Consider the following 11444-nt stretch of genomic DNA (forward strand, 5'->3'; position numbering starts at 1 on the left):
CTTGATCAAGGAGATACGGCAATGAAGAAACTGATGACAGCAGCGGCACTGGCCGCCACGATCGCCACCGGCGCATGGGCCGAGGGCAAGACGCATTATGTCGCCATACATGTGGATCAGAACGATCCGCAGGTGATGAACATGGCGCTGAACAATGTCGCCAATGTCGCCAGCTATTACGAATCCCAGGGTGACAGCGTGGTGGTCGAAGTGGTCGCCTATGGCCCCGGCCTGAACATGCTGATCCCCGGCAAAAGCCCGGTGGAAAACCGCATTTCCGCCATGTCGCTGGAACTGGAAAACCTGACATTCGCAGCCTGCGGCAACACCCTGCGCGCCATGAGCAAGAATGCGGGCCATGAGATCTCCGTGATGGACGAAGCCAATGTCGTGCCCTCGGGCGTGGTGCGGCTGATCGAACTGCAGGAAGACAACTACGCCTACATCCGCCCCTGAAGGGCGCGGGCAAAGGCCGGAATACGAAGCTAACGGAGACGATGATGACAGATCGCACATCGCGCAGAGCGTTTTTGAAGCATGGCTTTGCGGCAGGGGCAGCAGCCTCCATTGCAGGCACGGCTCGGGCGCAATCGGCCGATCCGCTGATCACCGAAGTCCAGCCCTGGGCGCGGGAATTTGGCGATGGTGTGGATGCAACCCCCTATGGCCTGCCGATCCGGTTCGAGGGTGACGTGATCCGGCGCAATGTCGAATGGCTGACCGCCGATACCGTCAGTTCCATCAACTTCACCCCGATCCACGCGCTGGATGGTACGATCACCCCGCAGGGCTGCGCCTTTGAACGGCACCACTCGGGCGCCATCGAACTGCGCAAGGAAGACTACCGCCTGATGATCAACGGTCTGGTCGATCAGCCGCTGGTCTTCACCTATGCCGATCTCGAACGTTTCCCGCGCGAAAATCACGTCTATTTCTGCGAATGCGCGGCCAATTCCGGCATGGAATGGGCCGGCGCACAGCTTAACGGCGCGCAATTCACCCATGGCATGATCCACAACATGGAATATACCGGCGTGCCGCTGCGCAGCCTGCTTGAGGAAGCGGGGTTGGATGCCGCTGGTGATCTCAAGGACAAATGGGTCTTTGTCGAAGGTGCCGATGCCTCCTCCAACGGGCGGTCGATTCCGATGGAAAAGGCGCTGAACGATGTGCTGGTGGCCTTCAAGGCCAATGGCGAGGCCCTGCGCAAGGAACACGGGTATCCCGTGCGCCTCGTGGTGCCGGGGTGGGAAGGCAACATGTGGGTCAAATGGATCCGCCGGATCGAGGTCACGGATGGCCCCGTCGAAAGCCGCGAGGAAACCAGCAAGTATACCGACACGCTGGAAGACGGCACCAGCCGCAAATGGACATGGGCGATGGATGCGAAATCCGTTGTCACCTCCCCCAGCCCGCAGGCCCCGATTGCCCATGGCGCGGGCCCGCTGGTGATTACCGGCCTCGCCTGGTCCGGGCGCGGTGCGATCACCCGTGTGGACGTCTCAAAGGACGGGGGCATGACATGGGAAACCGCGCGTCTGGCGAGGCCCGGCGAAAAGATGGCGCTGACCCGCTTCTACCTGGACACCACCTGGGACGGGCAGGAGATGATGCTGCAATCGCGCGCCATGGATGACACCGGCTATGTCCAGCCGACCAAGACCCAGCTGCGCGAGGTGCGCGGGCTGAATTCAATCTATCACAACAACGGCATCCAGACCTGGCTGGTGCGTGCCAACGGGGAGGCGGAAAATGTCGAGGTTTCTTAAGTCCGCAACACTTATTGCAATGCTCGCCACCGGTGCCGGCCCCGGTCTGGCACAGGGGCTTGGCCTTGGCCGTCCCGCCCTGCCCGAAGAGATCGCGGCCTGGAACCATGACATCGACCCCTCCGGCGCGGACCTGCCGGCAGGCGCTGGCAGCGTCATGGAAGGGGAAGAGATCTTTGCCGAAAGATGCGCATCCTGCCATGGCGATTTTGCCGAAGGTATCGGCAACTGGCCGAAACTGGCCGGGGGCCGGGGCACACTCGACCGCGACGATCCGCTCAAGACCGTAGGTTCCTACTGGCCGCATCTGACCACGGCTTTCGACTACATCCGCCGGTCCATGCCATATGGCAATGCAGGCACGCTGACCGATGACGAAGTCTATGCGATCACCGCCTATATCCTCTATTCCAACGATCTGGTGGACGGTGAATTTGAACTGTCAGACCAGAACCTGATGGATGTCGAAATGCCCAATGCCGGTGGTTTCATCGTCGATGACCGGGCCGAGACTGAATATGCACTCTGGCAGGGCGAGCCCTGCATGGAGAATTGCAAGGATGCGCCCGTCAAGGTCACCATGCGCGCCATGGTGCTGGATGTGACACCGCAGGACGAGGACGCAGAGCCGCAGGCGTCTTCCGCAGAGGTGGTAAAAGCCACTGCGACGCAAGTGGCATCGGCAGAGGAAGCACCGGCAGAGGAAGCGCCGGCAGCCGCCGCCGCATTCGACCCCGAACTGGCCAAGGCAGGCGAAAAGGTCTTTCGCAAATGCAAATCCTGCCACCAGATCGGTGCGGGGGCCAAGAACCGATCCGGCCCGCTGCTGACCGGCGTGGTCGGCCGCGCCGCCGCTGCCGTGGACGGTTTCAAATATTCACGGGCGATGACCTCCGCCGCCGGGGAGGGTCTGATCTGGAACGAGGCGGAGCTCTCCAGCTTCCTCGCCGCACCGAAAAGCTACATGAAAGGCACCCGGATGTCCTTTCGCGGGCTGAACAAGCAGGAAGACCTGACCGCCGTGATCGAATATCTCAAGTCGGCCGGTGACTGACCCGGCTTGCGCCGGGCAGGGGCTTTATGTGGCCGCTGCGCCAAACGGGGCCATGGCAAATGCCGCTTGGAACGCTCCTTGCCTATCGCTGCGTGCCAGCAGTACCATCAAAACAAAGCCGGTATGGAGCGCGTTTGGACAAGGGTTTTGACATCAGGCAGGCGCAGGCTGCGGATGAAACGGCTGTCAGGGAATGCGCCGAAGGTGCCTATGAACGCTACGTTGCGGCAATGGGCAGGAAGCCCGCCCCGATGGTCGCCGATTTTGCCGCCCTGATCGCCGCCGGGGTGGTGCATGTTGCTGTCGGGCAGGATGCAGAGGTGCTCGGATTTATCGTGTTTTATCAGGAGGGTGAGCAAGTTCTTCTTGAAAACGTCGCTGTGCGCCCAACCGCAGCGGGTCGCGGTATTGGAAAACACCTGATCGCCTTTTGCGAAGCAGAGGCAAAACGATCAAACGCAACCTCGGTCAAGCTCTATACGAATGAGAAGATGACTGAAAATCTGTCGATCTACCCGCATCTTGGCTATCGGGAGACCGAGCGAAAGACAGAAGATGGTTTCAACCGCGTGTTTTTTGAAAAGTTCATCTGAAGAATGGCCGAAAGGCCCCTGACCGGAGGTTCACGCAACCTGCGGCAAACCCTTCCCCGCCGCAGAAATCTTCGGCTGAAACTCGCGGCCGGGGCTTTGGCCTTTCCCATTTCCCCCGGTTTTCTGCTACACTTTCCAGACCCCGCATAACGGAGACTCGTCATGAAGCCCCTCATCCTTGCCGCTCTGATCTGCTGCGCCGCCCCGGCCCTCGCGCAGGAGGCGGTTACCTATCCTTTTGACGGCAGCTTTGACGACGCCACCTTCAATGTGGAAAGCGCGATAGTCGGTCAGGGGCTGGTCATCGACCATGTCAGCCATACCGGCGAAATGCTGAGCCGCACGGCAAGCGATGTTGGCAGCGATACCAGGATTTTCGATGCTGCGGATGTGTTCCTGTTCTGCTCTGCCGTTCTGTCCCGCAAGGTGATGGAGGCGGATCCGATGAACATCGCCCATTGCCCCTATGGCATCTTCGTGGCGGACCGCGAGGGAGAGGTCGTCGTGGGATACCGGACCTATCCCGAAGGCCCGATGCAGGAGGTTCAGGCCCTGCTGGATGAGATCGTGCAAGAGGCCGTGGCCAACTGATGCGCGCCTTTCCCGATCTGCCGCCGGTCTGGTGGCTTGGCAGCATTGCCGCGATCTATCTGTTCAAGTTCGTCGCGCCCGGCCTGCACCCGGACATCTGGTGGCTGGATGCCCTGTCCTGGCTCGTGCTTCTGGCGGCGCTGGCGATCATCATCTGGTCCGCCTGGTACTTCTTTGCCCGCAAAACCACGATAGAGCCACATCACACCCCCAAGGTCCTGATCGAGGAGGGGCCGTTTCAATGGTCCCGCAACCCGATCTACCTCGCGCTGGTGATGCTCACATTGTCCTTTGCCATGGGCAACGGGTCACTGCTGGGCTTTGTGCTGACAGCTGTGCTTTGGCTGGTGCTCGACCGTCGTTTTGCCGCGCCGGAAGAGGCCCTGCTGCGCCAGACCTTCGGGGAGGAGGCAGACGCCTATTGCGCCCGGGTCCGGCGCTGGATCTGACCCGCACCGCAGCGCGTCAGTCGACCCCCGGCACAAAGCGATAGGCATCCGCCGTCTTTTCCACCCGGCCGAACCCCTGCGGCAGGTGAAAGCCGATGATGCGGGTCTGTTCATGTGCCAGCTGATCCAGCAGGGCCACCCGCGTTGTGGCGGCAAGTTCCTGATCCTGATCCGACCCCGACAACCAGCCCGGCCGCGCAAAGGCGACATGGTGGTTGCCGATGCAATCACCCAGGATCATCACGGATTCCGTGCCGTCCCGCACTTCCAGCGCCATATGGCCCGGCGTGTGACCCGATGTGGCGCGGGCCAGAACACCCGGCAGAACCTCGTCGCCGTCATCGAACAATGTCATGTCCTCTTCGATCATCCGCAAACGCCGCTCCGCCCCCACCGCAAAGGCGACACGCGCCTCGCCAATCTGATCGACCGTGGCGGGGTTGAGCCAATAGTCCCACTCCGCCCGCCCCATCATATAGCGCGCCCCGGCAAACAGCGGATCGCCGAAATCATCCAGAAGCCCCCAAAGGTGGTCCGGATGGCCATGGGTGAAAACCACATCGGTCACCTCCTCCGGCGCGACGCCCAGGGCATCCAGTGAGGCACCCAGGGTTCCGGCGGTCGCCGCAAAATCCGGGCCAGAGCCCACATCGAACAGCACCGTCCGGTCACCGCTGCGCATCAGGGTCACATTGCAGGGCGGGGTCAGCACCTCGGGAGAGATGCCCTGCGCCTCCAGCACGGCCTGCAGTTCATCCTTGGGCATCGGATCAAAGACAAAGCTGCCCGGCAGTGCAAGCGCGCCGTCGCTGACCACATCAAGCCGGACATTGCCCAGATCAATCTGCGCATGTGCAACCCGCGGCCCAAGGCCAATCCCGGCCATGCCCGCCGCGCCGATGCTGCCCGCCACGAAACGCCGTCTGGTGATATGCATCGCCTGTCCTCCCCGTTAAAAATTCGTAACCTTGAATATGAAGGGGCGGGAGGCAAAGCGCAAGCGTGGCAGGGGCAATGAGGTCAGGTGATATGCTGGATCGTCGAAAACCCTTCAAAGACCGGAGCACCCTCATGCAACTTTGCCGTGGTGCCCGCGCTCTTGTGCGAGGCCCGGAAAGCGTCGCTGCGGGTCCAGTTGCGAAAGGCATCCTCCGACGCCCAGACCGTATGCGAGGCGAAAAGCACCTTGCCGTCTTTTTCGGGACCGCGCAGCATGTGGAATTCCACAAAGCCCACCATCTCCTTGAGATGGCTGTCGCGGCCCAGCCAGAGCGCCTCGAAGGCTTCGGCGTTTTCCGACGGGACGGTGAAACGGTTCATCGCGATGTACATGGCAGGTCCTTACTTGTTGAATGCGGCGCAGGGATCTGGCCGGTCCGCCGGGGCGGTGACGATGGTGGTATCATAACGCGGATCACCGCCCTCTGCGGGGGCTTCGACAAAGCCCGTCACATGCACCCTGGTCTGCGCTGCGGCGCGGGCAATCAGGGCCGGCATGGCCCAATCCTTGCGCGCATGTCCGTTGCCGGTGATCACCACCACGGGCGCGCCATAGGTGGCAAGCGCGTCGAGTGTCGCTGCGGAAAAGGCGGCGTCGCGCAGGCGCTGCGCCTCGACCATGCCGCCCATCATTTCCATCGGCATCGCCGCGCAATGCGCCTCGAACTGCAATGCCGCGCGCGCCTCGTGCTCGGCCGGCGGCAGGGGGGCATCCAATCCGAACCGGCAGGCCCCGGCACCGAACACCTCTGCCGCGCCGCGTTCAAAAGCCGCACGCACCTTGTCACGGGGCAGGGCGGCGCCAACCACGGGGGTTTGCCCTGCCGCCTCGAACACCGGACGGTAGAGCGCAAAATCCGGCCAGCCCGACTCCGCCCAGCCGATCTGCTGCGCCAGTGCGGTCAGATCCTCGCGGCTGTCCGCATTGACCTGTGTTGCCTGCTCCAGTGACAGCATTTCGAAAACAATGGCCTTTGGCGCGATCCGGGCAATCAGTTCCGCCTGTCCAATGTGGTGCGCGGCATTGTCATGCACCTCGCCCAGGATGACGATATCGGCGGCGCGCATCCGCGCAACCGCATCGGCGTCGACCTCTGCCACGCCGGGTCCGGCGGCAAGGACAGCCAGACAAACTGTGAGCATGTGACGGAAGTGGCGCATATCAGCCCCCTGCTGGATCGGGCATTGCAGCCCATGCAAAAAGGGCCGCATCGCTGCGGCCCCATTGTTGCGATGCCGGGCTTACTTCCAGCCGACTTCGTTAAAGATCTTCTGCGCTTCCGGCAGGTTCTGGGCCACGGCCGAGAGGTTCACCTCATCCGCCTTGAACGCGCCCAGCTTCGCCACGCTCTCGCTCAGCGGCACGCCCGCGACTGTCGGGAATTCATCGTTCCCGGCAGAGAAATAGACCTGCGCCTGATCCGACGCGAGATATTCCAGGAACTTCACCGCATTCTCGCGGTTCGGCGCATGGGCTGCCACACCGCCGCCCGAAAGGTTCATATGCGCACCTTCGGCATCCTGCGCCGGGAAGATCCAGCCGATCCGGTCCACCTCGGCGGTCACGCCATCCACGTCGGTGCGCAGGGCGCGGGCAAAGTAATAGCTGTTGGCGATGGAAATTTCGCATTGTCCCGACACCAGCCCGCGCAGCTGGTCGGTGTCCCCGCCTTCGGGGTCGCGGGCAAAGTTGGCGACCACACCGGCGGCCCAGTCACGCGCCGCTTCCGCGCCATGGTTCTCGATCACCGAGGCAAGCAAGGTCTGGCTGTAGACATTGGTGGAAGAGCGGTGGCACACCATGCCCTTGTACTTGGGATCTGCCAGCGAAAGGTAATCCATCGGCGGCTCGGTCACATCGTTCTTGTCGTAAAAGATGATCCGCGCCCGCTGGGAGAAGCCGAACCACTGGTTGTCGCTGTCCTGCAGGTTGGCGGGAATGCGCTCTTCCAGGATGTCGCTGTCAACCGATTGCAGCACACCGGCATCCTTGGCCCGCTGCAGGCGCGAGGTATCGACCGTCAGCAGCACGTCTGCGGGTGAATTCGCGCCTTCCGCCTGCATCCGCGCGATCAGCTCGTCCGCATTGCCTTCGATCCGGTTGACGGTGATGCCGGTCTGTTCGGTAAAGTCGGAATAGAGCCGCTCGTCCGTGTCATAATGGCGTGAGGAATACAGGTTCACATCCCCCTCGGCGGCAGCGCTGCCAGCCACCAGAACGGCGGTCAGGGCAAGGGGGGTAAAACGTGTGTTTAGGGGCATGGGGATCTCCGGTTTCCAATCCTTACTTTTTTGATCAGATACCAGACTGAACTTGGGATGCAAGAATACTTATCGAAACACTCGGAAATATCCCGCCGGTGGGAAACGCGTCTGGCGGACAAGGAAAAGCCGTTGTGGCATGCGATATGTTGTCATCCCCTAGGCTGTGTTATGCTGCGTTACCCCGCGCGGAATCAAGGCCGCAGGCCGCCGCGCATCGCCGGGCCGTCCCCTGGCACGGCGATTTGGCTGCTGTCGTGTTCCACGGATAGCTTGGAAGTGCTTGGCTGCCATAAAGTGCCAGTCACGACTGGTCGGATCGCCGCACCACGGCCCGTCAATGCGCGGCTTGGGGTTTCGTTGCCAACGGCAACGATGTCCGCTCACCAGACCTTGACCCATACCACGTCTAAAGTCTGGTTGGGTCGGAAATGCTTGGCATATGGGTCGGAATTGCCGCGCAGGACCCACTGAAATGATTCAGCAAACGCGCCGCCAGGAGCCGGAGTTGCGCCACATTCGACATGTCTTATTTGACAGGTCGCCGGTGACGGGTGTTGATTTCAAGGCAGCAAGTCCGGCGGGCCCCTGTCTCACCACGCACCGCACCCCCCCGGCCGCGGCGGCACCCGACATCAGGACACCCGCGCGCCCTGGACCCAGACGGATTTGACCACCGGATGATGCCCCAACGTCGCGAAGCGCATCAGGTCGCCGCGCCTGCCGACCTCCAGCACGCCGCGATCCTCCAGCCCCACATGACGTGCCGGATTGGCGGTGACAGTGGCCAATGCGCGCGGCAGATCCCCCCATATTTCGTTCAGGATCAGCGCCCCCTGCATCAATGCCGCGGGCACATAGTCGGACGACAGGATGTCCAGCCGGTCGCCTTCCGCCAGCTCCCTTGCCGCCACATTGCCCGAATGCGATCCGCCCCTGACCAGGTTGGGCGCCCCCATGATCGTGGCGATCCCCTGCCTGTGGCAGGCCTCCGCCGCCTCCACCGTGGTGGGGAATTCCGCAATGCGCACGCCCTGCAAATGGCTCTTGTCCACCTGTTCGGCTGTGGTGTCGTCATGGCTGGCCAGCGTCGCCCCGTACCGCATTGCCGCCGCCACTGCCGCGCTCTCATGGGCCGTCCCCAGCCGGGCCTGCAGCCCATAGAGGAAATCGCGGTATTCGTCGAAACCCTCGTCGGACATGCCATGCTTGCCACAGACGTAATCCTTGAACTTGCCCAGGTCCCGGAACTGCCGCTGGCCCGGCGTATGATCCATCAGCGACACGATCCCGATCTTGTCCGCCGGTCCGAATTCCGCCATCTCCTCCACCAGCGTTTCCGAACAGATCTCGGCGCGCAGGTGGATATGATGGCTGATCTTCAGCACCCCCGCCTCCCGCATTTCCAGGATTTCATCCGCCATCTGCCGCGCATATTTTCCATAGCGCCTGCTGCTGGAAGACACGATGGACCCGACCCGGATCGCGTCGAACACCGTGGTGATCCCGGTGCCCGCCAATTCCCGGTCATGCGCCAGGATCGCGGCACGATGCGGCCAGTCCACCTTGGGGCGCGGCGTCATGTGCCGCTCCAGGTTATCGGTGTGCAATTCGATCAACCCGGGGCAAAGGTAATCGCCCTCGCAATCCTGCGCCCCGGCTGCAGCGCTGCCCCCCTGCGAGATATCGGCGATCCGCCCGTCCCGCAGCACAAGCGATCCCTCGATCACCTCTGTCGGCAGGACGATCCTTGCATTTGTCAAAACGGTCTCTTGTGTCATAGCAACGTCACATCTGAATGGCACGGCTTGCGCGTGCCAGTTGAAAGGAAGGGTTCATGTTCAAACGGTTTGCGGTCTATTTCACGCCCCAGGGCGCCTTGGCGGACAAGGGGGCCGCATGGCTGGGATGGGACATCGCATCGGGCTGCGCCGCTGACCACCCGAATATTGCCGGGCTCGACCTTGCCGGCCTCACCGCGACACCGCGTAAATACGGCTTCCACGCCACCATCAAACCGCCTTTCGCCCTTGCGACGGGCACCGATGTCGCCGGGCTTTCGCAGGCCCTGGCGCGGTTCTGCACCCAATTCGCCCCGGTCACGCTGGACGGGCTTCAGGTGGCGCAACTGGGCGGCTTCCTCGCCCTGATCCCGACCGGAGATCAGGAGCAGCTGAACCACCTCGCGGGCGAGGCGGTGATGCGGCTCGACCGGTTTCGCGCGCCCCCCACAGCGGAGGAACTGGCGCGCCGCCGGGCCAGCCATCTGACTCCGCAGCAGGAGCGGAACCTGCGTGAATGGGGCTACCCCCATGTGCTTGACGCCTTCCGCTTCCACATGACCCTGAGCGGGCGTGTCAAGCAGCCCAAACAGATCCTGCCCGCCGTGGCCGCCCATTTTGCCGAAGTCCTGCCGCAGCCTTTCCTGATCGACAGCCTGACCCTGGCGGGAGAGCGTCATGACGGGATGTTCGAGGCTCTGCAACGCTATGCCCTCGCCGGATAAAGCGCGGCCAGCGCGCGAGTGACAGTGTCGCGCAGCGCGCCGGAGTTGTCGATCCGCGTGGCGCTGATGCCCTCCGGCAGGGCAAAATCCGCCCGTGCCAGCCGGGTCTCGATCTCTGCCGCACTCTCGCGCCGGCGCGCGCGCAGACGTGCCTCCAGCACCTCCGGCGTCGCGGTCAGCGACAGCACCTCAAAGCGGTCGAAACGCGCTTGCGCCAGCGGCAGGACCGACCGCGACAGATTGGCCAGCACATCCTGCCCCCGCGCCATCACATCCACGACCTCGGCCGGGATGCCATAGCACAATCCATGCGCCCGCCAGTGCAACACGAAAGCACCCTGCGCCACGCGCCGCGCAAATTCAGCCGCGCTCACCGCCTCATAATCCTCGCCCCCCGCCGCCGCCGGCCGGGTGATGACCCGGCGGACCGCCACCAGATCACGCGCCCGGGCGACCATTCCGGCCATGACGGAATCCTTTCCGACACCCGAAGGGCCGACAACCGCGATGAAACGCCCCACGCTCATGCCAGCCCGGGGGTAAAGCGGGTCACATCCACCTCGCGGTCACAGACCCTGTGCCGCGCCGCCTCATCGTGGAAGATCCCGACAATGGCAGCCCCGCGCGCCTTGGCCTCTTCGATCAGCGCCAGCACAACCTCCCGGTTGCCCGCATCAAGGCTCGCGGTCGGTTCATCCAGCAGCAGCGCCGGATAGGCATAGGCAAAGCCGCGCGCAATGTTCACCCGCTGCTGTTCGCCCCCCGAGAATGTGGTCGGGCTGAGCGTCCACAGATGCCGGGGAATGTTCAACCGCTCCAGAAGCTCCTGCGCCCGCGCCCTGGCGCTGTCAGCGCCGCAGCCCGTGCGCAACAGCGGTTCGGCCACCACATCCAGCGTCGACACCCGCGGGACCACCCGCAGGAACTGGCTGACATAGCCCAGCCTGTCCCGGCGCAGTGCCAGGATCTCGCGCGGTTCGGCGCGGGCCACATCGACCCCGCCAATCCGGATATGGCCAGAGGCCGCGAGGTAATTCCCGTAGAGCATGCGCATCAGGGTGGACTTTCCGGCGCCGGAGGCCCCGATCAGCCCGACACATTCGCCGGGGGCCACTGCAAATTCCGCATCCTGCATCACCGGGATCACCGCGCCACCCTGATTGTGCAGGGTGAAGGACTTGCAGAGTTTCTCGACTTGGATCATCAGATTAACCTGTTGTT

The 11444-nt window shown here is 63.1% G+C and carries 14 protein-coding genes; 7 read left to right on the forward strand and 7 right to left on the reverse strand.

The annotated features are described in order from the left end of the window. Nucleotides 1–21 precede the first annotated feature (21 nt). From O4H53_RS16975 to O4H53_RS17000, 6 genes are all read left to right on the forward strand, one after another. Nucleotides 22–456 (forward strand): DsrE family protein, encoded by a 435-nt coding sequence (locus O4H53_RS16975; protein ID WP_269365669.1) that lies wholly within the window; start codon nucleotides 22–24, stop codon nucleotides 454–456. A 44-nt stretch (nucleotides 457–500) separates the two neighbouring features. Then, nucleotides 501–1769: a sulfite dehydrogenase gene (gene soxC / locus O4H53_RS16980; RefSeq protein WP_269365671.1), complete on the forward strand. Its 1269-nt coding sequence runs from the start codon at nucleotides 501–503 to the stop codon at nucleotides 1767–1769. Next, nucleotides 1753–2823, forward strand: a complete 1071-nt coding sequence (locus O4H53_RS16985; RefSeq protein WP_269365673.1) for a c-type cytochrome — start codon at nucleotides 1753–1755, stop codon at nucleotides 2821–2823. The genes soxC and O4H53_RS16985 overlap by 17 nt, the downstream gene beginning before the upstream one ends. Nucleotides 2824–2957: 134 nt before the next feature. After that, nucleotides 2958–3416 (forward strand): GNAT family N-acetyltransferase, encoded by a 459-nt coding sequence (locus O4H53_RS16990; protein WP_269365675.1) that lies wholly within the window; start codon nucleotides 2958–2960, stop codon nucleotides 3414–3416. 162 nt (nucleotides 3417–3578) lie between these two features. Further along, complete coding sequence (locus O4H53_RS16995) at nucleotides 3579–4007, forward strand: DUF302 domain-containing protein (protein ID WP_269365677.1); 429 nt, start codon at nucleotides 3579–3581, stop codon at nucleotides 4005–4007. Further along, on the forward strand, nucleotides 4007–4456 hold the full coding sequence (locus O4H53_RS17000; RefSeq protein ID WP_269365679.1) for a methyltransferase family protein: 450 nt from the start codon (nucleotides 4007–4009) through the stop codon (nucleotides 4454–4456). The genes O4H53_RS16995 and O4H53_RS17000 overlap by 1 nt, the downstream gene beginning before the upstream one ends. Before the next feature lie 16 nt (nucleotides 4457–4472). On the opposite strand, the gene O4H53_RS17005 is transcribed toward O4H53_RS17000, so the two are convergent. From O4H53_RS17005 to O4H53_RS17025, 5 genes are all read right to left on the reverse strand, one after another. After that, entirely contained in the window at nucleotides 4473–5393 is a 921-nt protein-coding gene (locus O4H53_RS17005) for an MBL fold metallo-hydrolase (protein ID WP_269365681.1), read from the reverse strand. Nucleotides 5394–5476: 83 nt separating this feature from the next. Then, nucleotides 5477–5788 carry an antibiotic biosynthesis monooxygenase family protein gene (locus O4H53_RS17010; RefSeq protein ID WP_269365683.1) on the reverse strand — a complete coding sequence of 104 codons (312 nt, stop codon included), beginning with the start codon at nucleotides 5786–5788 and terminating at the stop codon, nucleotides 5477–5479. A 9-nt stretch (nucleotides 5789–5797) separates the two neighbouring features. Next, complete coding sequence (locus O4H53_RS17015; protein ID WP_269365685.1) at nucleotides 5798–6598, reverse strand: ChaN family lipoprotein; 801 nt, start codon at nucleotides 6596–6598, stop codon at nucleotides 5798–5800. Between the two features lie 99 nt (nucleotides 6599–6697). Then, nucleotides 6698–7717 (reverse strand): Fe(3+) ABC transporter substrate-binding protein, encoded by a 1020-nt coding sequence (locus tag O4H53_RS17020; RefSeq protein WP_269365687.1) that lies wholly within the window; start codon nucleotides 7715–7717, stop codon nucleotides 6698–6700. 635 nt (nucleotides 7718–8352) lie between these two features. After that, a complete protein-coding gene (locus O4H53_RS17025) occupies nucleotides 8353–9498 on the reverse strand; it encodes an alpha-D-ribose 1-methylphosphonate 5-triphosphate diphosphatase (RefSeq protein WP_269365688.1) in 1146 nt (381 codons plus the stop codon). A gap of 56 nt (nucleotides 9499–9554) precedes the next feature. Between O4H53_RS17025 and O4H53_RS17030 the strand changes: the two genes are divergently transcribed. Further along, nucleotides 9555–10223, forward strand: a complete 669-nt coding sequence (locus O4H53_RS17030) for a DUF1045 domain-containing protein (protein ID WP_269365689.1) — start codon at nucleotides 9555–9557, stop codon at nucleotides 10221–10223. Here O4H53_RS17030 and phnN read toward each other — a convergent pair. Beyond that, complete coding sequence (phnN, locus tag O4H53_RS17035; RefSeq protein WP_269365690.1) at nucleotides 10205–10750, reverse strand: phosphonate metabolism protein/1,5-bisphosphokinase (PRPP-forming) PhnN; 546 nt, start codon at nucleotides 10748–10750, stop codon at nucleotides 10205–10207. The genes O4H53_RS17030 and phnN overlap by 19 nt on opposite strands. Beyond that, nucleotides 10747–11427, reverse strand: coding sequence for a phosphonate C-P lyase system protein PhnL (gene phnL, locus O4H53_RS17040; RefSeq protein ID WP_269365691.1), 681 nt, complete (start codon nucleotides 11425–11427; stop codon nucleotides 10747–10749). Before phnL ends, phnN begins: the two co-directional genes overlap by 4 nt. Nucleotides 11428–11444 lie beyond the last annotated feature (17 nt).

The sequence above is a fragment of the Sulfitobacter sp. G21635-S1 genome (assembly GCF_027213915.1).
GTDB lineage: Bacteria > Pseudomonadota > Alphaproteobacteria > Rhodobacterales > Rhodobacteraceae > Sulfitobacter.